Consider the following 24507-nt stretch of genomic DNA (forward strand, 5'->3'; position numbering starts at 1 on the left):
CGCAATTCATCTCCTTTTATTACTTCTTATAGTCGCTGCCGAGCGTAATATCGTTCTTCGCGAAGGAAACTACCGATGAGGTTTTCTCGTAAAAATGCGGGGCGTTAGCAAGCAAGCTGTCTCTCGAATAGAACAGGTTGTCCTTCGTCAAAGGCAGGCTGACGCTCTTTCCTGTAGCGGCGGCTTCATAGATGGCCGTGATCAATTCCAGCGTTCTGCGTCCTTGATGGCCGTCGATGAGCACCTGCAGAGAACCGTTTTCGATCGCCTTCATCACATCGTCGATTTGTCCGGCATGCCCGGTATACGGGAGGTCCGCCATGCTGCCGTACGTAGTCTCAAGCTCCTCCTCGAGCGCGGTGTTCCGAATCGGAAATCCGTTTTCCTTGGAGGTGGAGGCATAAACCTTCCAGGGTGCGGAAATTCTGGCCTTTTCGCCTTGGAATATCAGCTGCTGCTCCTGTCCGTGGTGTACGACGGAACTAGTAATTTGCGCCAGGCTTCCGTTGTCGTAAGAAAGAATGGCTATGGAGATGTCCTCGACTTCCGCGTTATCATGCGACGTATTGCTCATCACCGCATGGACTTTTTCTGGCATCCCCATCATCCACTGCAGCATGTCAATATGATGAACGGCGTGGTTCAGCGTACAGCCGCCGCCTTCCTTTTCCCAAGTGCCTCTCCACCACAGATCGTAATAGCAGTGCCCTCTCCACCAGTGGGAATCAACCTGTGCATGCACGATTTTGCCTAACTTTCCGGTGTCGAGCGTGCGCTTCAGCTTCATGATTGGATCCCTGAACCGGTTTTGCCCGATTACGGACAAAATGCACTTCGACTCTGAAGCCGCTTCCAGCATGCGGTCGCATTCTTCCAAGGAAGAAGACATCGGCTTCTCTACCAATACATGCTTTCCGGCTCGCAAAAAGTCGATAGCGATTTGAGCATGCGTATACGGCGGGGTGCAGATCGACACCAGATCGATATCGCTGTCCAGCAGTTCACGGTAGTCTTGTTCAACTCTGCAGTCGAGCTGAAATTTCTCTTTATCCCGGACTGCCTTTTCCTCGTAAATGTCACATAACGCAACGACTTGGCATCTTCCCTTAAACGAGGACACATACACCTCCAAATGCGAATTTGCGATACCGCCGGTACCGATAACAGCTACTTTAATCATCGTCTTTCACTCCTTAGACCTATTTAAAAAATTTGGCGTGCTTCTGTTTTAAATTTTCTTTTTCAATCACTACCAGCTCCAAATGATCCCTTAGCATTTTTTCCGCTTGGTCGGGATCCTTCTCCTTGATGGCACGAACAATTCCATGATGCTGGGCAAGTATGATTTTCCAGTCGGAATCGGAAGCAAGCCGTAAAATCCGGATGCGGTTGTCATGCGTTGCCATTTGTTGAATAAGTCCCCACGTACGGTCCCGGCCGCAGCCGATCATAATCGATTTGTGGAACTCTTCATCGAGCTCAAACAGACGCCCATAATTCTGTTCGGATTCGCACAGTTCTTGCAGCGAGACGAGATTTTGCAGATGAAGCACCTGTTCCTTGTCGAGCAGCTCACATGCTTCCCGAACAACGGCGGATTCCAAGGTTTTTCTGACAAAGCGGGATTCTTCCGCATGCTGCAAATCGATAAGCGATATGATAGAGCCCTTCTGAGGAGTGGTTTCGATTAATTCCTCCTGAGTGAGTTTAACCAATGCTTCACGAATCGGCGTCCTGCTCACTCGGAGCATTTCGACCAGTTCTTTTTCCGAGATAAACCGCCCCGGCTCGAGCCGCAGCTCCATGATGTTTTTCTTCAAGCTTTCGTAAACGAAATCCCGGATGAGTCCTCTTTTGTCTCTTGAAACGTCAATCTGAATACTCATAAGATTCCTCCAGCCCGACGAGCCGCCATTCATCCTTCAAGCACTTACAAAAAGCGCTTACAAAAAAATCAGGATGACTAGTTACCCTAGTATACCAGCTTGAGTGGAGTGAGTCGGATCGCTTTATTAAGCTTAATCGGCCGCCCTCTTTGCATGGATTCATTCTTCCAGCCACTATATGCTGATGACGCCTTGCGGATAAATTGTTTGATACCTTTGGTCTGTGATAATACTAACATACCACCACTACATCGGAGTTGACGATGCGCTAATCGCGAAAACATTTACCCATTTCTTGCATTCCCCCCCAATTGAAAGCGCTGTATAATGGGTATGGAATAGTTCGGATAACAAGGGGGACGTATACTATGTCTGGAATGATCGCCGATACCGTTGAAATAGGCAGGCTTACCGACGTTCGAATGTCCTTTCATCTGATGGGGCTGCATGTTCGCGAAGTGGGTTCCCGGTGGACATATCCATCCCATGAACATCCTATGTACGAGCTTCATTGGATGATCGAAGGGGACATGAAGATGATTATCGGGGGCCAGATTTACGATCAAAAAAAGGGAGATCTGCTTTTCATACGTCCGGGAATCATCCATTCATGCAAGTCGGCAGGCTCTCATGGCTTCACTTATTTTTGCATGCATTTCAGCGTAGCCGATTCCGCTTTCTCCAAGGAGCTGGAGCGCCATCAAGCCACCTGCTACGAAGCATCCTCTCCCCTTGTCAAAGAATTGGCTCCCTTCCTAACGGACTTATGCAATCTTGCGACTGAAAACAGGAGTCGATCGCTTTCCGCCGCAAAAAGCATGAAGGTGTACGCAGCCGTGTTTGAGCTTTTGGGAACGTTGGTGGAACAGCTGTCCCAAACCGACAACGTCGTGCTTACGAAAAAGGAATTACTGGCCGGTCGCATCGCCGAAAATATTGAGGCTTCGATCCGCAGCAGCCTGCTTCATGGCCAAATGGAAGATAGCGAAAGAAAATTCGTCCAAGATATAGCCGAATCCTTAAAATTGAGTCCATCCCATGTGAATCGGATATTTCAACAGGTTTACGGGAAGGCTCCCCGCAAATATATGTCGGAAATTTTGTTAAGCGAGGCCCAGCGCCTGTTGCTTCAGACGGACCTGTCCATAGATCATATAGCCATGTTACTCGGGTATAAAACAAGCGCCCACTTCAGCCGCCAATTTAAGCGCTGGGCCGCCATGACCCCAAGCGAGTGCAGAAGAAGCGCAGAGCGTGAAGGGGGTGACTAACCCCCGTCCTCTCACCTATGAAAACATGCAAGTCCCATGAATGAATTCTCCCCGCAGCAAGCTGCGGGGAGAATTCATTGCTACCTTCACGATGTAATACTTTGGGTAGATTCGAAACGTAATCTGTAGCAAGAGTATGTATGTTCCGAGCCATGGTACCAAATGCATATGCTACACTCTCAGTACAATGTGTAATATGCCGACCTTCGATCCACTCGAACAAAAAGAAACGAAATTGTACCCGACAGCTCGAACTTCGATCCGCCGCCGGGTCATTTTTTTTGTCGCAACCGAGGTAAATAATTTCGACGGTTTTGCCTAAATACTTTTGAAAGAACTTTACCATTTTTATTCCTCTAATAAGAACTAATGTTCTTATATTATGCAGAACAAATGTTCGTTATGCAAGATGTTTGAATCTCTGTACGCGAATCCCTTACCTTACGTTTTAGATCAGCCCCTTAATAAGTACTTTCGTCTCTTGACCTCATCCCTTCTAACTCATCAACCCTCCATTCTAATTGCTTTATGTATTCTAACATTCGTGTCTGTATCTGCTTGGTGATAAAACCTGGCACACCATCGTTCTCCATTTTCATGACCTTTTCAAAGTGTGAACTTTTCTTACTTATTTCTTTACACCGAGAACTTCTAAAAGATAATAAAGTTCTCTCGAATTGTTCCCAGACCTCCAACCTGTTGTGCAACAGCATCAATTTATAGTAATGATCGCAATTGCTCGTAAAAGGAAAATCAAAATATTTTTTGTTATACTCTACTGAGGATTTTAGGGAATTTATTTTATCCTCTACCAATTTAATAAGCTCGTCCATTTTATGTACCTGCCTTCGTTTATACTGAAGCATGAAGCGAGACGTCCTTGCGAGTTTTTTTAAGCGACCGCAGATGCACTAGAATCTCATTTTCGATACATCGCGCCGCGAACGTTGCTAATTTTGTCCCTTTATCAGGGAAAACGATTCGATTGCTTTGATTAATCCAATCGTTCCTATAGAGATAAGATCCTCAAGATCTTCCCCTGTATTGTCGAATTTTTTGACGATATGAACACGAACCGATGTAACCAGTGGTTAGTATTTAGTTATAGAAAGCCGCCCTGCTATGTAGTGACACTATACTTAATGTACTAACAATGAAGTATGTAAAACAGCTTTTGATTCCATTCTTCTTATCCACAGTTCAACTAATTGATTACCCTCTTTCCAGGATAGCAAGAGCCTGACATTCTCGATTTCGCTTCAATAAACGATTTCATTTGTCGATTTCAAAAAGGTCGAATTCGCTTGTCTTTTTCAGAACTAAACTGATGAACCAAACGCATATTTGCCACATCCCATTTTCAAGTTCAGTCTATGGAGCAAGATCACCGATTCATAAAGAAAATTACAAATCCCATGCATGGTTTTAAATCGTTTCTGACTGCTGATAAGACGTTGAAGGTCGAGTACATGCATAGGATTAGAAAAGGACAGACGAATACCATCATTCGTCTGTCCTTCCAACGGTCGGACTGATTAATAAATTATTTGGTTTTGCAGCATAAGTAAGCCTGATACATTGTAGTCCTTTTGATCTTTTTATATGTTGCCACCAGAACCTGAACACCTACACCCGAGGTAGTTCAGGTAGTATTTGGATGAAACGCTCGAATGGCAATTGGCAGGCTTCGTATTTTTCCAGCAAATCGAGTATCGTCATCTGCTTCCAGACAATTTCGGAAATGTAATTGTTTTCCTGTGATAGTGTCTGCAGTTCAACCTGATGCGGCGGACAAATAGTTACAGAGGCCAACTCACGTAACTGTTCTGGAGTTACTATAGCTTGCAGATTGACATGATAGCTTAGCAAATCAAAAGCAGAAAGCAACTGGTCCTGTGGCAAGTGGGGCACGCTATTTACAGGAGCGTGAATGACGATGCGATCATGTCTACGCAATCCATATCTCTGCAGGGCTCGTTCCACCAGGGTCGGAGGGTTATAAGGTAAATCCTCGTCTTGCTGGAAGATGTCAATCTTCAAATGTTCCTGCACATGTTCCTGTACTTGTTGGTTCCCTTGTCTCTGCAATTGTTCCTTCTGTTGATTACCAATAGACATGTGCTTCAAACCCGTTCGCCGATCTATCCCTAACCCTTTCAAGAGGTCCAGCCATAGTTGCTCGATCCATTGTTTTTCCTGATGCTCGAAATTACCGCTCGCATCCCGTTCAGCCAAGGGAGTTAGACGGAGTGCACCTTTTGCTGAAAGCTGCTGGTCGATGAAACGTGGAATATGCTGGTAAGTCTCTGCCCAGTTATGATCGCCACAGCCGAGAATGGCATAATGCACACCTTCAATTTCTTCTGGTTTTGCTGTTTCAATCCATTGGACGAATGCTTTGGCATTTGCAGGCGGCTTGCCGTTGTAAGAAGAGGTGAGAATAAGGACTGCGCCTTCTTTTGGCAATTTGCCAACATAATCTTTTAAAGGGGCAACCTTGCTGTTAAACCCTCTTTCCTGAGCAAGGTGCGCCAGTTCACGAGCCAAGCCTTCCGCTGTGCCAAGATTTGAACCGTACAGCACCAGAAGAGGGAAGTTATGCTGTTGCAAGATTTGGGATAAGAGGACAGATGAATCTGCTTCTAATGAAATTTGCTTGGTCTTAACTACTGCTTGCTCAGCCTTTACTGCTATTTGCTCATCAGACGATGAGGCTTCAATCTCAACTCGATGTCGAAGCCGGACTCGCATTTTCAGCCCCTCAGGCTTCAAGGTCAAAGTTTCTTTAATATTTAACTGATAATCAGTGTGATCAATCAGCTCGAAATGCTTCAACACCATGCCAAGAATTAGTGTTGCCTCATGCATGGCAAACTGCTGCCCAATACAAGCTCGTTGTCCGTTGCCAAAGGGCTTGTAAGCGTGTTGCGATATTTTGCTTGAATCTACAAAACGTTCAGGACGGAAGGCCTCGACATCCTCACCCCACGCGCCATGGTCCCGGTGCAGCTTGGGGAGAAGAACGGTGATGCGCTGCCCTTTGTGAACTGGGTAACGGTCTGCGAGCAGTGTATTCTCTTTTGCAAACAACGAAAAAGCTGGCGCCGTCGGCCACAGACGCAGCGCCTCGTTTAAAATCATTCGCACATACTTCAGGTTTAGCGATTGTTTATACGTAGGAACGGAACCAGTCAACACTTGGTCCACTTCGGCGTAGGCTTTTTGGAGTTTCTTAGGGTTTTTCAATAAATAATAAATGGCAAAGGACAGCATGCCGCTAGTGGTTTCATGACCGGCAATTAAAAAAGTGATGATTTGGTAGCGAATGTTTTCGTCATCCAGTTGTTCCCCCGTCTCAGGGTCCTTGCTGTTCAACATGTGGGAGAGAAGATCGTCATATCCCTGATTACCTTTTTTCCTACGTTCCATAATCAGTTTGTCTACTACAGTATTCATGTACTCGATATTTGCCCTAAACTGCTGCCTGGTGCGAAACATCAACTTATCTTGTATGCCCAGCCGCTGCAGTTGATTCATCGATTCGTTAAGCGCATTGACCATGCTGGTGATAAAAGGATGCGGCTGATCCCGGTAAAAACTATTAAATCGATAGTTGAATCCACACAAACCAATCGTATCAAGCGTAAGCCGCGTCATATCTTCCGGCACCTCAAGTTCTTCATCTGGATTCTGACGCGCCCACTTCTGCACAAGCTGTAACGCAATATCCGACATCATGTCATGATAGCCTCTCATCGCCCGCTGGCTGAAACTAGGCATCAGGATATGATGGGCCTTGCGCCAATTCGGCTCCTCAGTATCGCTTGTAAATAGTCCGTCACCGGTAAACGCGCGGACCTTCGTGAGTGCTCCGCCTACACTTTTGTCAAAGCGGGATTCATCGCATACGTCGGCAACTAGTTCAGGGCTAGAGATCATCAGTGTATCGCCTCCAGGACGCGCAAACCGGTAAATCGGCCCATACTCGTTAGCAAGTTTAATCATGGATTGCACTGGTTTTTCCATATCAAGCAAGGGGAGATTGGCAAAGGGTCCGTATGTTTTGGGTTGCGGAATCAAGTTCTTATTCTCCACGATTGTTTCCACCCCTTTATTTTATACAAAATGGAATAAATATTCTTTCCGTTTTTAGTATATGAAAACGACTTCGTAATAACAACCAGACGAGCAAAAGTTTGAGATATTGAAATGAAGTAATAAGATGTGACAGGGGGAACTGTATGGTGCTGATACACGATTTATCCACTCCATGTGCAAGGTTTTTGGCATCCCGTTCACAATTTCCTTGCATATGGATTCGACGAAAACGCCTCCAAACCCTTGTGGATAAAGGATTTTAGAGGCTGTTCAGCAGTCCCTAATTAAAAATTTATTACTCAAACTCCATAACTGCTCTAATTTTGAATTCGTTATTTTTCCATTCGAAAATCAACCAATCACCAGTAAATTCCCCATAAGAACCAGTTGTTAGCAAGCTATCTGTAAAGACAAAAATATTATCCCTTAAGGCGAATACCCGTGGGAAGTTTTGATTATCTGATAGAACGATTTTTTTACAAACATTTATAATATCATCCATTTTACTTCGAACGATATTTTCATTATTTGTATGCCAATCGACACCAAAAGATATATCATTAAGTCTAGACGATGAAATACTTATATCATTCTTTGAATTTATCTCGTGACTCATAAACAACGATGATAACGAGATTCCAGCCTTTTTTTGAGAGTTAGATAATACTAGATCATCCCGGTTGTGTTGCAAAAAATTAAAAATAATGGTTGTGGTGCAAAAACATTTCCCGTGGTATTATTGGCTGAACTGAAAAATGGGATGTGGCAAATGGAACCGGCATTGAATTTGTTCAAATGGAAACATTACGAAGCAGAACTTATCTTATTAACTGTTAGATGGTATTTGAAATATAGTTTAAGTTATAGGGATTTAACGGAAATGATGAAAGAACGAGGATTGAATATTGCACATACGACGATCATGCGCCCAGTTCATCAGTTTGGTCCTGAAATAGACAAGCGAATTCGACCCTTTTTGAAATCGACAAATGATTCTTATCGTGTTGACGAGACTTATATTAAAGTCAAAGGAAAATGGATGTATCTTTACAGGGCAGTTGATTCGAAGGGCAGCACAATTGATTTCATGCTGGCAACTAATCGTGATGTTGATGCGGCGAAACGATTTTTCAAGAAGGCTTTATCTTCGCCTCATAATCAATCCCCACGCGTAATTACGGTTGATAAGAACCCTGCGTACCCACCCACGTTGCAGCAATTAACGAATGAAAAAGTCCTATCGAAAGAAACCTTAATCCGACAGACAAAGTACCTTAACAACATTGTGGAGCAAGATCACCGATTCATAAAGAAAATTACAAATCCCATGCTTGGTTTCAAATCGTTTCTGACTGCTGATAAGACGTTGAAGGGAATCGAGTGCATGCATATGATTAGGAAAGGACAGGCCGAATGCAATCATTCGCCTGTCCTTTCAACGGTTGAACTGATTAATAGATTATTTGGATTGGCAGCATAAGTAAACCTAATAACTTGTCATACTTTTTGATCTTTTTAAATGTTTGCACCAGAACCTACAAAAACCTAGATTTTGTAAAGAAGTAAGGAGCTGCCGCGGTGGCTCCTTCTTCGTTTGTATGTAGTCCTTTATTCAACGTTCTCCGTAGCGTAGTAAAATCCAAGCTTTACAAAAAAATTATTGCCTCAAATCAAAGCAACTTAATTGGAATGTCCAATCATTCTCTTTTTGTCCACCATATCTTGGAGATATCAAACAAGAGGAGTTGATATTTTGGTACGTATTCTCGATAAAGCTGCCGTCCAGCCGCGTAATAGATTCAACTTAGCAACCTCATTTATTATCCGACGTTCACCAGCAAGATCTCGCCTTGCAACAATCACAATACGGATTCCAGTGAATTCTCAACCTAATCGGGTAGATTTGGTAGCAACCGTGGGTGTCCAAGGTGTCACTGGCATTGCGCAAATTCTCTTTAGAATCTTCCGCGATGGAAGAGAGATTTTCAACACACAACAAGGTATCGAATCTGCTGGTTCTGAACAAAATTATGCTGTTACGTTCCAGGCGGAAGATAGAAATGTAAGATCGGGTACCCATGTTTACACAGTCACAGCAGAAAACCGTACTGCGAATACAAGAGCCGATGTTGTTGGTCCTGTATCGTTTAGTGGGTTAGCCGTTAAAACGAGAACCTAATACCATATTTGCAATTTTCAGCATCTGTATAGAGAGCCCTGCAAAATCTTCGATTTTGAGGGAATGGGTATTCCAAGATGGATGAAAAAAGCAGCTCGTTCCTCGTCAGAGGATGGGCTGCTTTTTCGCTACCAGGAATCTGAACTGATGCGTGTTTATATACTTAAATTACCATTTTTTCTACCCGGACAGGACAAGGGGACGTATAGTGGACAGGTTTATATTTGAATAGTCTTGTCCATTCTGATAATAGTATGATGTGGTTTAAGGAGTGAAAGCCATATGGTTTGGTAAAAGAAGAAGCAAATACGGAGAATTTACAGACGATCAAGCCGGGTATGGAGCTCAGGAACGAATTAGAGAAATTACGGGCTTAAGCCGTGATACAATCGGTTTAAACCCTTAACTTTAGAGTCTTACTCCCTTATTCTCACGAATTCGTAGTTTTTCAAAATGTGTTTCGTAGCCGCCCTTGACACGGAGCCTCTACGGGCATGGATTTCTCGCGATTGGGCGAATGCGGTTAAAATATGCATCGCGAGGCTAGGCAGCCTATCATGCCCGTCCCGCTGACAAGTCTGATTTTTCAGTTTATTCACAGTATTCACAATAGTTATTCACATAATCCACAGATAAGAAGTGATTAAAATATTTAAAACCAAGTTCTGGTGCAAAAATGTTTTTATATACCATATGTAACTTAAATTTAACATCAAATGAATTTTCAGGACACTATATATTGTGGCAATTTAAATTTTTGCACATGAACCGAATTTATCTTATTCTCGACCACTAAGATGAGCTCTCGTAAATTTTGCTGACATCGTCAGCTTCTGTGCCGAGGATATCGATGAGAGTAAGAATTTCATTTTCTATGTATCCCGCCGCGAATGTAGCCAACTTTGTTCCTTTTTCAGGAGAAAACGATTCGATCGCTTTTATCAATCCAGGGATCGAACCCCTGACCTCTTGCGTGCCATGTAAGCGCTCTACCACCATTTCCTGTATCACTACCACAAAATTTAGATGCCCTGCTTAAATTTCGCCGCTTACGTTACTTCTACATCTTTTATTATATTTTTAATGTGTTTCTTCTAAATAATTGAACATGTTTTTGTATGAGTTCAATAAATTCTCTTGCAGCACTTCCCATATATTTATCCTTGAGGTAAATCACACCCACCTCCCGGCGCAGCGAGGGATTGGATAAGGGGATGATTTGCAAATCTTGCTTATCGTATAATTCCAGCAACGTCTTCGACAAAATGGATACTCCGGCTCCGGACCTGACCAGAAGCAGCAAAGATTCAATTGTGGCGGTTTCAATTTGGGGCTGCAGATGAAATCCTTTGGTGGAGCATATGGCATCAATCATCTGGCGGCAGCGATGCGTCTTTGGAAACATCACGACCGCTTGCTTTCTAATTTCTTCAAAGTCTATTGTTGCTTGACCCGCCAAAGGATGGTCCTCTCTCGTCACAAAATAAAAATCCTCTTCATAAAGAGGAATTTTCTCGAATCGCTCATCCTCAAGCGGCAACATCGTGACTCCAAAATCAAGATCCTCCTGAATTAGCGGCCCTGTTACATCCTCCACACCGTATAATTTAAATTGCAGTTTAGGATGGGTTTTGTAGAACTCTCCCAGTAAACCGGATACGAACTCATTGATTTCCCCAATTAGAGCAGCAAAAGCGAGCACACCGCGCTCAGCGTGCTGCAGCTCTTGAATTTCTTCGCGAGCTCCAGCTAATGAACTAAAGATTGTATGGCAATACTTGTATAAGATATCTCCGGCAGCCGTCATGGATATTTTCTTGCCGATCCGATTAAATAAGGGAACACCCAACTCATCTTCCAACAATTTGATTTGATAACTCAATGTAGGCTGCGTGATTCCCAAGACCTCGGAAGCTTTAGTAAAATGCAATTCCTGACACACCGCTTTAAAACATTCCAATTGTCTTAATTCCAAAGTATTCTCCCCTCCTGACAGCTTAAATTTCAAATCGTGAACAGACATCACAATATAAATACATGATAATCTATTTCATCTATCGTTTCAATAAAAATAATAATATTGATCTATGATAAAACGAATAATACAATAAATATGCAATTAATTTTCAGTTAGGGAGGTTATTATCCATGTCAAAGATTATCGCAAATGTAAAGATTCCCGATAGCAATCTGGCTGCAGAAGCAGCCGAATTGTTGCGTGAGCATGGCGACGAGCTATTATGGAATCATTCCAACCGGGTATTTCTTTTTGCCGCCATTCAAGGGAATCAAGCTGGATTGAAATATGATTCCGAGTTGCTCTATATCAGTTCTCTTTTCCACGATTTAGGTCTCACCCCCAAATACAGCAGCCCAGATAAACGCTTTGAAGTTGACGGAGCCAACGCCGCGCGTGACTTTCTTCAAAGTCGCGGTGTCCCCCAGGAATCCATCCGGCTTGTATGGGATACCATCGCCCTGCATACCACCATCGGTGTAGCCGAATATAAAGAAACGGAAGTCGCGCTTATGTATTCCGGTGTCGGTTACGACGTTATGGGCGATAATTTCGATCTCATCACGGAAAAGGTGCGTCAACAAATCGTTGCCGCATTCCCCCGCAATCAGTTCAAACAAAGAATATTGCCCGCGTTTTTGGAAGGATTCAAACATAAACCGGAAACGACTTTTGGCAATATCAAATCTGATGTTTGCGAGTTGCTCCTTCCAGGATACAAACGACCCAGTTTCTGCGACTGTATCCTCCATTCCAAATGGGATGAATAATGCTCAGGTGCTCATATTTTGAATGAATCCACTAAACTGCCGTTTTGTTTACATCCACTCCAACATGCCGTTTACACTCATTGAAGACTTGTTATCAATTTGTTTACAACTTTAAATTAAAAATGAGGCTGTCCCTAGTAGATTATCTCTCTACTGATGACAGCCTCACATTGGCATTCACTATTTATCCGTCCCGGCTCATTCTACAAGTCCCATTCCTCTCGCATCCGCCTTACCTCTTCCTGCAGAATAGCGCACGAGAAAGCTGCAATTTCAAATTCATTTACGAGAGTCAATTCTTTTCCTTAAATGCGGAAGATCACCATGAACAATGCAGCGAATATGGCAATCGCACTGCTTGTGCTAAAAGCAACCACAGGGCCAAACGTCTGCCATAAAAATCCCGCAAGAATACTAGCCGGTAATGCGGCGATTCCGGTCATGGCGTTATATGTACCCATTGCGGTTCCTCGTTGCCCTTCAGGTACAATGTCGGCAATATAGGCCTTTTGTATACCTTCCGTAAACGCATAATAAAGTCCGTACAAGATGAACAGCATCCAGATCCACATGACACTCTTTGCTATGCCAAATCCAAAATAAATGAGTGCAAAGATCACAAATCCGGAAATCGGTACCGGCCGACGACCGATGCGGTCCGACAGCATGCCTACCGGCATCGAGGCGTTCGCTAATCCACCCAGAAAATAATTCTAATATGCTCGCGGTACTTTCGGCGATTCCTTCAATGATTCCAATCGACCCAACTTGAACGTGCAGTACAGAAGTTAGATACAGGGGGAGAATAGGTACGATCATATTACTGGAAAGATCGGTAAATAAACTCACAAGTCCAAGAACCACAATGATCGGATTCATGGTGAAAAGCGTTCTTTTTTTCGGTTGAGACACTGGCTCCACGTTATCACCTCTTGTTTTGGTTACACATTCTCCTTTAGTAACTAGGGGTAGTACCAGCGTTGCTGACACCCGCAAACGCATGGTATATATTGGTATCTATAATTAAGATTTCTCACAGTATGAGTTTTACTATCATACAGCTTCAACGCCTTAAACATCGACTTACCGGCCGCCGTGGTTGTATCAATGTTATCGTTAAGGCTGACGAAAGGCTGCGCTCTACTCACCCCATCGTTTGATGGTCCATATGTTTCCGTATGTTCTAACTCTAGACCCGTATAAATCATAATTCGACATCATCAATTAGTATAATAGCACCAATTTCACCAATTTACGGTATATTAAGACTTAATTCGACATTATCAATTGTATAATTGATCCGATATTACCATTTTACGGAATCTGAGAAAATCTTAAAACTCTTCTAACAATCAATTAACAAATCTCTTCTAGACTTTAAATACAGCAGTTGTTAATTCATAGTTAATACATAGTAAAAAAATAGTCAAAACAACACTGCTGAGAAATTGAATTTTTAAAAAAAGGAGAGTATTTATGAAAAAAATCAGCAAAAGGATGGCTGCAGTTGTATTGGCGGCAACGGTAGTCGGATCCGGAACAGCCATGGCTTCTTACAACATTGGGGCAGGCCCCCAGTCGGACAACACGGGGGTTAATACTCACGGTTGGTTTTTGTCGCCTGCAGGTAAACAGTTGACATTGGGTGATTTCCCGATGGGTTCAGCTATCAGTCCGGATCACCGGTTTATGGTGGTTTCCAACGACGGACAAGGAACCCAATCCCTGCAAGTCGTTGACATTGCCCAGCAAAAGATCGTGCAGACGATTCCCTATAAAAGTCCGGAATCGCTCTTTCTTGGCGTTGTTTTCAGCCCAGATGGTAAAACATTGTACGCTTCAGCGAGCGGCAATGACAAAATTCGCGTTTTTCAGTTTAATAACGGGACTCTTACCGAGCAATCTCCTATTCTCATGAAAGATGCAAACAATACCAAATTTTATCCGCAGGGACTTGCGGTCACCGCTGATGGAAAGTTTTTATATACCGCAAACAACTTAAATAATTCCGTCTCCCGCATTGACCTTACAACAGGTCAAATCGCGGTGACTACCACTATCGGGAAAGACCCGTATACAGTACTTCTCAGTAAGGATGGAAGCACGTTATATGCGAGTAACTGGGGAGAAGGCAGCATCACCGTCCTGAATACTAAAGATTTAAGCGTTAAGAAAACCGTTACGGTTGGACTGCATCCGAATGCTCTGGCCGAGAATCCGACGAATGGATTCATCTATGCAGCCAATGGGGACAGCGATGATATTTCTGTTGTCGACCCGAAGCAGCAGCAAGTGGTTCAAACCATCTCCCTCTCTCCGTACCGTAATGCGCCAACAGGTAGTACTCCGAATGCCCTTACATTTAGTAAAGATGGAAAAACACTGTATGTAGCCAATGCCGGAAATAATGATATCGCGGTAGTCGATTTGGGTGACGGGACAAGCCATTCTTCCCCGTCCGTGAAGGGTCTTATACCTACCGCTTGGTATCCGACCGCTGTGAATCTGACGGAAGACGGAAAGCAACTTATGGTACTTAACGCCAAAGGTCTGGGTGCCGGCCCGAATCCAAAACATGAATATGTCGGAAATATGATCAAAGGGACCATGTCCTTCATTGATGTGCCTGACGATAAGCAGTTGAAAGATTATACCAAGCAGGTCGAGGATAACAATAAAGTAAGCGAAGCCAGCGAAATAGGATGGTTCAGCCGTGTGAAAGGTGAAGGAGAATCCTCCATTCCTCGCTTTGCCGATCAGAAATCCCCGATCAAACATGTGATTTATGTCATTAAAGAGAATCGTACTTACGATCAGGTATTCGGCGATTTGGGAAAAGGCAATGGCGATCCATCTTTAACGCAGTTTGGCCAACAGGTTACTCCGAACCTGCACAAGCTTGCCAATCAATTTGTAACTCTGGACAACCTCTATTCAGATGGAGAGGTCAGCGAGCAAGGACATCCATGGGTAACTCAAGCGATATCCAACGATTATTCGGAAAAGAACTGGCTTGCACATTACTCCAGCCGTAAAGCAGGGGGCGATAGCGAAGCCACAGAAGTAAGCAAAGGATTTTTATGGAACAATGCATTCAGATCCGGCGTATCGTTCCGCGATTATGGCGAGGCTGTGAATTATAATGCACAGACGGGAATCTCTACACCGAAAGATCCTAGCATGGGGAACAACATTGACGCGCAATTTCCAGGATGGAGCTTCAAAATTTCAGATGTTCAGCGAGTAGATGAATGGGCTAAAGAGTTCAAGCAATTTGAGCAAAACGACAGCTTGCCTCAACTCGAAATGGTCTATCTGCCGAACGATCATACCGAAGGGACAACACCGGGACACCCGACACCGTCAGCCTATGTGGCGCAAAACGACCTTGCCCTTGGCAAACTGGTTGATATTGTGAGTCACTCAAAGTATTGGAAAGATACGGCAATCTTCGTAACGGAAGATGATGCCCAAGATGGAGCGGATCACGTTGACGGACACCGGGAAGAGGCTCTGGTTATCAGTCCGTACACGCAAACAGGGAATGTGGACAGCACCTTCTATGATCAAATGTCGATCTATCGTACCATGGAAATGATCTTAGGCATGAAGCCGATGACACAGTTTGACGCTTCGGCGATTCCGATGCTTAATACTTTCACGAATCATCCGAACTTTGCGCCGTATTCGGTTGAACAGCCGACCTATCCGCTCAATGCCATCAACGGGCAAAGTGCGCCGATGGCTGCCATTTCGCAACAGCAAGACTTCTCGCAACCGGATATGGCCGATCATGATAAGCTCAACCATGCGATCTGGTTGGCAACAAAAGGAGACCAACCGTACCCTGAATCCAAAAAATAAACCGACATTAACACGAATCTTTTAAATTCCATGAGGCTGTCTCAAAAACAGGTCTCCTCACTTGATGGACAGCTCGCTTGATGAAAAAATCGTATGAGTAATGAAGAAATGGCGGTGTAAGGGAGGTTATCCCTGCACCGCCATTTCTTGCTTCAATCTATTGCCACCTTATTCAGCTTGTGTTCAAAAAATAAAGTGTTAAAATGCCATTGTTTAGCACCGTACAGAAGATCCAGTGACCCAGCGTAGAGAGCAGTTTCCCCTATTCGACAAGTCCCGTTCTTTCCACGCCTTCGACAAACCATCGTTGCGCGAACATGTAAATAATCAACGGGGGAAAGATGATCAGAAACGAGGCTGCCAACTTGAGCGGCTCATCGAATATCGACGGTCCGACATCCTGCGCCTGCTGGGCAAGCAGCGTCTGGATTTGCGAAAGGCCCAATGACAGCGGGACATTCTTCTCGCCGTTCAAATACATCGAGGGCAAGTACGAATCGTTCCAGGTCCAAACAAAGGAGAACAGGAACACGACCAGAATTGCCGGTTTGGCAAGGGGCAGCATGACCTTGAAGAATATTTTGAACACATTGGCGCCGTCGATCTTGGCTGCTTCCTCCAGCTCTTTCGGCTGCGAGTAGAAAAATTGCCGGTATATGATGACGAACAGGGCGCCCTTCAGCCCGTGCCCGAAAAGAGCGGGAATGATGATCGGAAGGTACGTCTTCATCAGTCCCAGTTTGCTCGCGGCCAGCAGCATCGGCAAAATGATTACCTGCGTCGGCACTATAAACGAAAGCAGCAAACAAAACAGCCAAAACCTCTTGAAAGGAAAGTCAAGTCTTGCAAAGGCGTACCCCGCGATAGCGCAGGAAACCGTCTGCAGCAAAGAAACGCACAGCGACATCGTAAGGCTGATCGTAAAAGCCGTCGGGAACCTCAGTTTGGACCAGGCATCCTGCAGGACGCCGGTGAAAATGGACCGCGGCACCCAAATGACGGAAGGATCGAGCAGATCTGCCGAATCCTTCACCATGGTCGATATCATGTAAAGAATAGGCTTGAGATAAATATAGGCTGTATCGATCAGGATCAAATAAATGAACAGACGGAACAGAAACCCTTTGTCCGCTTCTTTGCCGAACAGAAACCAGCGGAACCGGGTCAAGCGCTCTCTCCATGGAAGTCGTCCTTTGCGGACAGGTTTCATCTTCAATAACGGTACAGCCATCCGTTTTTCCTCCAATCCAATTGTTTTGCAGCGGTTATCTCGTAGTCGACTTATAGGGTTTCTGGATTTTGGAAAAAATAAAGAAAATCATTGCCAGAAAAATGAAAATAATCGCGAAGTAAATCCATGCCAATGCGCTCGACAGCCCGTAATTGGTTGTGTTCACCTGCGATAATACGGGGTTGGTCGGGAACGTAAACAGGTCTACCGTCGTATAAATCATGTTCAGCAAAATAAACGGAAGCATGCCCGGAAGCGTGATTTTCCAAAATACGTCCCAAGGGGTCGCGCCGTCAATGCGGGCAGCCTCGTAAACGGAATTGCCGATCGTCTGGCGTCCCGCCAGGAAGATGAGAATCTGTACCCCGGAATACCAGAGGATAAGAACGAACGAGCCCATAATGTCGACGATCGGCTTGGTCCAGGCGGAGGACAGATTTTGCGAGACCAGGCTCATGATATTGTATTGCTGGATGAACTGCAGCCCGCCTTCGCCTTGACTCATGAATTCCTGAACAACTTGCCCGGTTGTGAAAATGACCGGCAAAAAGAAGATGGAACGGAACGCCGCGCGCCCTCGGAACTTCTGATTCAGCATGATAGCCACGAGCAGTGAAAATACGAGGATGACCGGAAGCATCAGCAGCGCCTGTCTTAGGAACGGAAACAGTTGGTCGTAGAGCAAGGAGGCGTTTTCGAGCAGGATAAATCGGTAATATTCGAGCCCTCTCGGTTTGATCTCAATCCCCGTTGCCAAAATTCTGACCTGATGAAAGCTCATATAAAACGAGTAGCCTAACGGAAACGCCATAAAGAGCAGAAAGCCGATGATCCAGGGAGCGATAAAGATCGAGCCTTCCAGCTTGCGCACGGTCGATGCCTTCCAGCGCCGCTTGCCTGTCATTGTTTTGCTCCCCCCTCGATAACCAAATAATCTTCCGGATCTACCGTCCGTTTGCCGTCCGTATAAGGCTTCGGGCCATAGTTGACGATAATGCGCTTGCCGTTCTCAAACGTCGTCTCTTTGACTTGCGGAGCGAGCGACCGGTGGTTCACGATAAACTCGCTCTGCACATCGCCCAGCGCATCGTTGTATTTCTTATATTCCTCGACGGCCGGCTTTTCCCATTCCGCGTAGTCCGGGTTGAAGATGTGCAGCTCGTTGGCGTATTTCAATTCAGCGGTATTCCGATACGCAAAAACGAAGGAAGGTTCGGAACCGTACTCCAAATCGTGCAGAAACCCGTTCTGGTATTGCTGGCGATTGTTCCCGTCCTCGGAGGTGTAAGAGATCAGCCCATGCAGCGCCATCTGCGCGAACGGGATGCCCTCGCCCGAGAATACATCGTACGAATAATCGTCGGCCAAATGATCGATCGTGCTCACGAAGGGCAATGCGAAAAAGTTCGAGCTGAGCCCCCGCACCTCAAGGCCGGCAGCTTGAAACTTCTTTAAAATTTCCTGATGCAGCTTCCTGCTTTCGTCTCTGGAGGCGCCATACTTCGAATTGTAGTCGCTGTTTACGTATGCCCCGATCCCGGCCATTGTCACGCCGTCGGCGCCCAACCCCTTATACGAGCGGATGTCGCGGTCCAGCACATGGCCCATCAGCCAATTCAAGCTGACATAGGGCTTCAATACGGTTCCACCCGCATCCCTTAGACCGTGAAATAAGGAGAGAAAGCCGTCGGCGCCGGTCGTATTGAGGGTGTAGTCGGCTTGCAGATAGACCAGGACGTTAAGCGAATGGGCAAAGCTAATGAACCGGTTCATGCCATCGTTGCCGCCGATCCGTCTGTCGACCGGAAACAGGCCTCCATAGGAGCTGTAGCCGTCACCCTGCCAGCCCAGGTAGTTGACAACCATGTTGCCGATACCTAGCCCGCGAAGGCTTTGCACGATGTGCATGGCATCGTCGGTCGTCGTAGCCTTTAAGTATTTGTCGGTAAAAAGTCCCTTTTCCAGTTCGCCGCCCACCAGATTGACGGTCATCGGCACATCACCGCTTTTGGGCCGGATTTTTTTCAATCCATAGTTGTCGATCAAATATTGGCGGTAACGCTCGGCCATGCCGGCGTAATCGGCTTTATTGGTATCCAGAAGCAAATATCGGACAACCCGGTCGCTTCCGAAGCGGTTATCCTTGTTGTAGGCGATGAACGATCGGTTTGTTTGTTGGTTCGTCACCTGCTTATAGGAGGACCGGTAATCCTGCTGCGAGGTGATCCAGTTGAAACCGCTGAAAACGCCGGCCGGCGATGCGACGATTTCGGCAAACTCCGCTCCGTCCTCAACGACGGACAAGTACGCCCGGTTGCCCGATTTAGCCCCGAATATCGGCATGACGACTTGCTTTCTCGAACTCGAACCATCGAGATTGTTAACTTTAAAGGATAAGTCCTGGCCGTAAATGGGCTCGCTGTAAATGCTTTTCCCGTTCCTGTCGTTAGAACCGTATCTGATCAAAGCGCCCGAACCGTCCGGTATCAGCATATAGCCGTCCTGTCCGGCCGAATGCTCGGCTCCGAAGAACGGATACAGCCTCATCCAAACCAGACTCATGCGTCCTTCCTTTACCCCGGAATCGATAATCCGCGTAACGACGGAATCTTTATCGATTTTCACTTCAATCGGAACGGCAATTTGCCTAGACGGCATATCGAAGGTAAGGCGAAAGCCGTCCGGAATCATCTGCACGTCTTTGATGCTTCCGTTTTCTTCGAGGAAATTCGATTCCTTCGGCTGGGATTTGTTATTCGACAAATCGATATACTGGAACATGATCGGGGAGCGTAGATGAGTTCTCCATACCCCGTCCTGATTTTCATCCGGCCATTGCGACGGATCCGGGTATGAGCGCCATATATTGCCGTTTCGCTTATCATATACAAGAAAGTGTCCCGTTTTCGCGTCGAGCTTGAGCTCCACCATATCGTTCTGCGCAACGGTTTGAAAGTCGGCCTCTTTCGGGAGCTCGTCAAGCCCTTTGGGTACTTTGGCGGCACCGGCCGCTCCGTTCTCCGGCACCGGAGCGGATTGCTGGCTTATTGTGCCGATTTTCAGGTGAAACGCGGCCCACACTCCTAAAGACAAGATCAAGAGGATCGCGGCGATAGCGGATTTATTGGGACGTATTTTCAAGCTCACCGCCATCTCACCTCCCGATACACTTCAATAATAAAGTCTTTCAGATCGCTGCTAAGTCCTAACGTAACCATAACAACAATACATAGGACCATGAATACGAGCAGGGACAATACGATATTGGCTATCGTCTCGCCGATCGTATAGTTTTGCAGCGACTGAATTTGCCAGATAAACAATAGCGCCATCCATACATACATCCCGAGTTTCAAAAAGCTATAAATCGATTGTTCGGAATCCGTCATCACATTGGAAAACACGGCAAGCGGAATGCCGATCATAATGAGCGGAATCAGCGCATAGGCGCTGGCGACAAATACATCCTTGAATCGGCCTTCCCCGCGATAGATGGAGCTGACCAAATAGTTGGATACGACCCAGCCGATCCAGAGCGACGCGACCTCAAGAAATACCGCTGCCAAATTCAGCTCGTGAGTATCGATGGTATTAAACGAGAAGCCGGTATAAAGATCGGTAGCCGCCACCGATAGTAGCGCTCCTCCCAGCAGAATGAATGCCGACGGATAGCTTCCCTTGGATTCGTAACGAATTGCGCTGAATCCGTCTATTGGGTGCTTCAAAATGTAGAATGCATGCTTCAATTGAACGATAAGAGGTTTCTGCGAGCGCCGGCGTCCCCGCCATCGAATTCGCCATGCGGCGTTCCTTGTAGAGGTTTCCAGCGCCTTGTATAGGACGGCTGCTGTCAACATGACGGTCGAGAACCAGGGAAAATATCTTTGAAACCATTGCAGCCGAACTTGCCATAACGCTTCCGAATACCCCATATGGCTGCCGCCCAGCTTGAACAGCTCCATAGCTCGCGCGTAGTCGCCGCGCTTGTAGGCGGCTTTGCCAAGTCCGAGCAGCGCCGGCGTGTAATTCGCATTCAGGCGCAGAACATCCTCCCACGGCTTTTCGCTTTCTTCGTATCGTCCCTGCAGCGTCAAATTATTCGCTTCGTTCACTTTTTTTCCGAATTCGGAAAGGCGGAATTGTTGAATGACGTTCTCCCGATCGTCGAGCACATACAAATCATTTTGCGAATTGGCATCGATCGCGACCGGGTTTTTCATGAGCCCAAGCTGGGTCGTATTCGCGGACGACGGTCCCGCCCAGAAGAAAAGAAGGTTGCCGCTCGCGTCATATTGGTTCAAGTATTTGAAGGTCGCATCAATGGTCGTTATGTTGCCGTTCGAATCGACGCACAAATCGATCAACTGCGGGGTGATTGCCCCTTGAGCCCCGAGGCCCGACAGGTTGGCTGCATCCCACGGACGGACTTCACCGAAGGTCCGGCTCGTCGAGCCGCCCGTATTCTCGTCTTTGGTATCGAACATGTTCAAGCCGCGAATATTCAGCTTCTTGATTTGATCTTTATTAATGTCCTGACCGACAGTCGTAGTGTAAATAAATCCGTCCCGGTCTACGGCGACGCTGCTTATCGCACCCGGAAGCTTGCTGATCTGGCTGGCGTACATCTGCCTCGTATAGACGAATCTCTTAAACAGGTCCAGCAGCGATAGGTTCGTTTGATTCCCGCCGTAAAAGCCTTGAAAATTGCCGTCCGGATCGAGCTGAAGCAATCCCTGGTAGCCGCCGAGAGTCTGGATATACAAAAAACCGCGTTTATCGACGACGAGCCTGACCGGGTCATATTTGAATGATTGCGGAATGAAATTGGATTCCGGGCGGTTATACTGTTTGATCAATTTGCCGTTTTGATCCAGCCGAACAACGCGTTTGTTGCCGGTGTCCGCTACATAAATATCGCCGTCCTTGGTCACGAACAATCCTTGCGGTTTATTCAGCGGGCTTTCCGGTACTGTGATATAACGGAGCCAGCTGCCGTCGCTGCCGAATTCGACGATGCGGTTGTTCCCCGTATCCGCGGCATAGATGTGATCATGGCTGTCAATGAACAGGTCCTTCGGATTTTGCATGGGCGACGGTATCATAACCCCCGGCCGATTTTTATCCGGTAAGGTTAAATTCGTACCGATCATGCGTACCGGATAATAGGCCGGCTGAGTCCAGATGAGATGGCCGTTGCTGTCTTTCGTGTTCGTCCAATAAACTACGTCGGCGAATGAAGTGAGCGGCATACCTGCAGCCATGAGAAGCATCATGGAGAGAAAAAGCAGTATCCGACCGCTTGTTTGGGCTTTCATCATCGGCCCTCCGTTCCTGGTTCAATCCGTTATTTGATGCCGGAATGCGCCATGGTGGCAATCACCTTGCGCTGGAAATACAAAAAAATGATGAAGTTGGGCAGGAACAAGATAAGCGCCGCCGACGCCGCCGCTCCTTGCCGGGCCACACTGTTGGCAAGGCCGTTCGTCAAGGTAGACAGGAAAAACGGGAATGTTTTCATGGCCTCGTCCTGCATAAACAGCCTGGACGACTCGGTATTCCCCCAGATCCCTTGAAAGGTTAGAATCGCTACCGTTGCAACAGCCGGCATCACGATCGGGATAACGATCCGGAAAAAAACCGTGAAATCGCCGGCCCCGTCCATTCGAGCCGCCTCGAGAAGCTCATTCGGCACCTGATCGATAAACTGCTTCATAAGAAACACGCTGACCGGAGCCGCCAAATAAGGCAGGATGTGGCCCCAGTACGTGTTCATAATGCCGAGGTGCGTAACGACCAAATATCTTGGAATTCCTACTGTTTCCGGAGCAAACATCAGCGTGAGCAATATGGCGCCGAACAGCGCTTTACGCCCCGGAAATGAATGCTTGGAGAGCGGGTAAGCACACATCGCGCTGACTAAAGTCACGCATACGACATTCGTTGCGGTCGTCACGATGCTGTTGAACATATACCGGGTTACGGGCACTAGCGAGCTTCCGGTCACATTGAACAGCTCTATGAAGCTCTGCATCGTCGGATGCTGCACGAAGATGCGCGGAGGATAAATGAACAGTTCGCTGTACGGCTTCAAGGCATTGTTGAAAATATAAACGAGCGGAAGCAGCATGAACACGGCAAGCAAAGTAAGAAGCGCGTAAAGCATCGTTTGGAAACGATCGACACGGCTCAGCCCTGTTCTTCTCCGGAGCCTACGGAATGCTTGATTTATGTTCGCTAAATGAGCCATCACTCATCCCCCTTGCTTCCGAACAGCTTCCAGCTCAGCTTGTTGGACAAATACATCATTAGCAGCAGGAATACGGAAATTGCCGCCGCATACCCCATCTCAAAACGGATGCCCCCGTAATCGTCGATATGGCTTATCAGTACATGGCCGGCGTATTGCGGGGTCGGGAATTGTCCTGACAGCACCTGGCCGATTTGTCCGGACTTGAATGTGCCGACAATCGCCATAACTGCGCTGAACAGCATTTGCGGCTTCATGGACGGAATCGTAATGTACCAAACCTCCTGCAAGCGGCTATTGACGCCGTCGATGCGGGCCGCCTCGTACAGTTCCCCGTTTACGTTTAAAATTCCCGCAAGCTGCGCCAGAAAGCCGATGCCCATGCTTGACCACAAGGTGACCGCGGTCATCGCGCCCATCAAATATTTTTTATCCAGAACCCACTGAACCGGCGTATCGATAAAGCCGAGATTTAGGAGGAAGCTGTTCAAATATCCGATTCTGTCGCCGGTCAGCATCGGCAGCCAGACGACGCCCATAGCAATTCCCGCGGTCAGGGAAGGGGTATAGAGCGCGAGCGAATACAGGATTCTGGCCTTGTTTGGCAGCTGCGAGATCAGCCAGGCCAGGAAAAATGACGCCGCATACCCGCCCGGCCCTACAATCAGAGCAAATTGAATCGTATTCGGCAGCGCGTATTTCAGAAAAATCAAATCCTGCGACAGCAGGTACAAATAGTTTTGCCACCCGATAAAACGCGGCGGCTCCAATCCGTTGTAATTTGTGAAACTAAGCAGGAATGCCAAGACGACCGGAATGAAAATAAATGCTGTAAAGCAAAGCAGGAACGGCGCAATGAACAAATAGGACATACGGCATGACCAGATGAGCCGAATCCGTTCCCGGATCAGGGAGGATAGAGGGATTCGCTGCGTCTTTTTCAT

The 24507-nt window shown here is 46.5% G+C and carries 17 protein-coding genes and 3 pseudogenes; 6 read left to right on the plus strand and 14 right to left on the minus strand.

Going from position 1 to position 24507, the window contains the following annotated elements:
- Positions 1-19: 19 nt before the first annotated feature.
- Together O9H85_RS04080 and O9H85_RS04085 are read right to left on the minus strand one after the other, a co-directional pair.
- Positions 20-1180: a Gfo/Idh/MocA family protein gene (locus O9H85_RS04080; RefSeq protein ID WP_269880022.1), complete on the minus strand. Its 1161-nt coding sequence runs from the start codon at positions 1178-1180 to the stop codon at positions 20-22.
- A 19-nt stretch (positions 1181-1199) separates the two neighbouring features.
- Complete coding sequence (locus tag O9H85_RS04085) at positions 1200-1886, minus strand: GntR family transcriptional regulator (RefSeq protein WP_269880023.1); 687 nt, start codon at positions 1884-1886, stop codon at positions 1200-1202.
- Between the two features lie 368 nt (positions 1887-2254).
- On the opposite strand from O9H85_RS04085, the gene O9H85_RS04090 reads away from it, so the two are divergent.
- Positions 2255-3157, plus strand: a complete 903-nt coding sequence (locus tag O9H85_RS04090; protein WP_269880024.1) for an AraC family transcriptional regulator — start codon at positions 2255-2257, stop codon at positions 3155-3157.
- Between the two features lie 864 nt (positions 3158-4021).
- On the opposite strand, the pseudogene O9H85_RS04095 reads toward O9H85_RS04090, so the two are convergent.
- Positions 4022-4224 (minus strand): annotated as a pseudogene (locus O9H85_RS04095) (sigma factor); the annotation flags it as partial.
- 306 nt (positions 4225-4530) lie between these two features.
- Between O9H85_RS04095 and O9H85_RS04100 the strand changes: the two are divergent.
- Positions 4531-4692, plus strand: a pseudogene (locus O9H85_RS04100) (IS6 family transposase); the annotation flags it as partial.
- Between the two features lie 91 nt (positions 4693-4783).
- Here O9H85_RS04100 and O9H85_RS04105 read toward each other — a convergent pair.
- Entirely contained in the window at positions 4784-7252 is a 2469-nt protein-coding gene (locus O9H85_RS04105) for a cytochrome P450 (protein ID WP_333474158.1), read from the minus strand.
- Between the two features lie 298 nt (positions 7253-7550).
- Entirely contained in the window at positions 7551-7871 is a 321-nt protein-coding gene (locus O9H85_RS04110) for a hypothetical protein (RefSeq protein WP_269880025.1), read from the minus strand.
- Positions 7872-8015: 144 nt separating this feature from the next.
- Between O9H85_RS04110 and O9H85_RS04115 the strand changes: the two genes are divergently transcribed.
- The gene (locus O9H85_RS04115; RefSeq protein ID WP_409348100.1) at positions 8016-8735 is read left to right on the plus strand and encodes an IS6 family transposase; all 720 of its coding nucleotides are present in this window, start codon (positions 8016-8018) and stop codon (positions 8733-8735) included.
- 273 nt (positions 8736-9008) lie between these two features.
- Positions 9009-9434, plus strand: a complete 426-nt coding sequence (locus O9H85_RS04120; RefSeq protein WP_269880026.1) for an exosporium protein C — start codon at positions 9009-9011, stop codon at positions 9432-9434.
- Between the two features lie 801 nt (positions 9435-10235).
- Here the strand turns inward: O9H85_RS04120 and O9H85_RS04125 are convergent.
- Positions 10236-10382: pseudogene (locus O9H85_RS04125) on the minus strand (RNA polymerase subunit sigma-70); the annotation flags it as partial.
- Positions 10383-10506: 124 nt separating this feature from the next.
- Positions 10507-11409 carry a LysR family transcriptional regulator gene (locus O9H85_RS04130; RefSeq protein ID WP_269880027.1) on the minus strand — a complete coding sequence of 301 codons (903 nt, stop codon included), beginning with the start codon at positions 11407-11409 and terminating at the stop codon, positions 10507-10509.
- Between the two features lie 173 nt (positions 11410-11582).
- Between O9H85_RS04130 and O9H85_RS04135 the strand changes: the two genes are divergently transcribed.
- Positions 11583-12221, plus strand: a complete 639-nt coding sequence (locus tag O9H85_RS04135) for an HD domain-containing protein (protein ID WP_269880028.1) — start codon at positions 11583-11585, stop codon at positions 12219-12221.
- Positions 12222-12526: 305 nt separating this feature from the next.
- On the opposite strand, the gene O9H85_RS04140 is transcribed toward O9H85_RS04135, so the two are convergent.
- Positions 12527-12925: an MFS transporter gene (locus O9H85_RS04140; protein ID WP_333474164.1), complete on the minus strand. Its 399-nt coding sequence runs from the start codon at positions 12923-12925 to the stop codon at positions 12527-12529.
- A gap of 772 nt (positions 12926-13697) precedes the next feature.
- Here O9H85_RS04140 and O9H85_RS04145 point away from each other — a divergent pair.
- The gene (locus O9H85_RS04145; protein ID WP_269880030.1) at positions 13698-16085 is read left to right on the plus strand and encodes a bifunctional YncE family protein/alkaline phosphatase family protein; all 2388 of its coding nucleotides are present in this window, start codon (positions 13698-13700) and stop codon (positions 16083-16085) included.
- Between the two features lie 262 nt (positions 16086-16347).
- On the opposite strand, the gene O9H85_RS04150 is transcribed toward O9H85_RS04145, so the two are convergent.
- Genes O9H85_RS04150 through O9H85_RS04175 form a run of 6 tightly spaced genes read right to left on the minus strand, consistent with a single transcriptional unit; the run spans position 16348 to position 24507 of the window.
- Entirely contained in the window at positions 16348-17316 is a 969-nt protein-coding gene (locus O9H85_RS04150) for a carbohydrate ABC transporter permease (RefSeq protein ID WP_269880031.1), read from the minus strand.
- 34 nt (positions 17317-17350) lie between these two features.
- A complete protein-coding gene (locus O9H85_RS04155; protein WP_269880032.1) occupies positions 17351-18220 on the minus strand; it encodes a carbohydrate ABC transporter permease in 870 nt (289 codons plus the stop codon).
- Positions 18217-20463, minus strand: coding sequence for a DUF5696 domain-containing protein (locus O9H85_RS04160; protein WP_269880033.1), 2247 nt, complete (start codon positions 20461-20463; stop codon positions 18217-18219). Before O9H85_RS04160 ends, O9H85_RS04155 begins: the two co-directional genes overlap by 4 nt.
- Complete coding sequence (locus O9H85_RS04165) at positions 20460-22631, minus strand: YIP1 family protein (protein ID WP_269880034.1); 2172 nt, start codon at positions 22629-22631, stop codon at positions 20460-20462. Before O9H85_RS04165 ends, O9H85_RS04160 begins: the two co-directional genes overlap by 4 nt.
- 29 nt (positions 22632-22660) lie before the next feature.
- Complete coding sequence (locus tag O9H85_RS04170; protein ID WP_269880035.1) at positions 22661-23563, minus strand: carbohydrate ABC transporter permease; 903 nt, start codon at positions 23561-23563, stop codon at positions 22661-22663.
- The gene (locus O9H85_RS04175) at positions 23563-24507 is read right to left on the minus strand and encodes a carbohydrate ABC transporter permease (protein WP_269880155.1); all 945 of its coding nucleotides are present in this window, start codon (positions 24505-24507) and stop codon (positions 23563-23565) included. Before O9H85_RS04175 ends, O9H85_RS04170 begins: the two co-directional genes overlap by 1 nt.

Origin of the sequence: Paenibacillus gyeongsangnamensis, from assembly GCF_027533625.1 — a bacterium.
GTDB lineage: Bacteria > Bacillota > Bacilli > Paenibacillales > NBRC-103111 > Paenibacillus_G > Paenibacillus_G gyeongsangnamensis.

Excerpts from the sequence above, each read along its gene's own strand:
- O9H85_RS04155 (WP_269880032.1), bottom strand. The coding sequence starts at position 18,220 with ATGACAGGCAAGCGGCGCTGGAAGGCATCGACCGTGCGCAAGCTGGAA.
- O9H85_RS04080 (WP_269880022.1), bottom strand. The coding sequence starts at position 1,180 with ATGATTAAAGTAGCTGTTATCGGTACCGGCGGTATCGCAAATTCGCAT.
- O9H85_RS04135 (WP_269880028.1), top strand. The coding sequence starts at position 11,583 with ATGTCAAAGATTATCGCAAATGTAAAGATTCCCGATAGCAATCTGGCT.
- O9H85_RS04115 (WP_409348100.1), top strand. The coding sequence starts at position 8,016 with ATGTGGCAAATGGAACCGGCATTGAATTTGTTCAAATGGAAACATTAC.
- O9H85_RS04085 (WP_269880023.1), bottom strand. The coding sequence starts at position 1,886 with ATGAGTATTCAGATTGACGTTTCAAGAGACAAAAGAGGACTCATCCGG.
- O9H85_RS04150 (WP_269880031.1), bottom strand. The coding sequence starts at position 17,316 with ATGGCTGTACCGTTATTGAAGATGAAACCTGTCCGCAAAGGACGACTT.
- O9H85_RS04110 (WP_269880025.1), bottom strand. The coding sequence starts at position 7,871 with ATGAGTCACGAGATAAATTCAAAGAATGATATAAGTATTTCATCGTCT.
- O9H85_RS04175 (WP_269880155.1), bottom strand. The coding sequence starts at position 24,507 with ATGAAAAAGACGCAGCGAATCCCTCTATCCTCCCTGATCCGGGAACGG.
- O9H85_RS04170 (WP_269880035.1), bottom strand. The coding sequence starts at position 23,563 with ATGGCTCATTTAGCGAACATAAATCAAGCATTCCGTAGGCTCCGGAGA.
- O9H85_RS04165 (WP_269880034.1), bottom strand. The coding sequence starts at position 22,631 with ATGAAAGCCCAAACAAGCGGTCGGATACTGCTTTTTCTCTCCATGATG.
- O9H85_RS04090 (WP_269880024.1), top strand. The coding sequence starts at position 2,255 with ATGTCTGGAATGATCGCCGATACCGTTGAAATAGGCAGGCTTACCGAC.
- O9H85_RS04145 (WP_269880030.1), top strand. The coding sequence starts at position 13,698 with ATGAAAAAAATCAGCAAAAGGATGGCTGCAGTTGTATTGGCGGCAACG.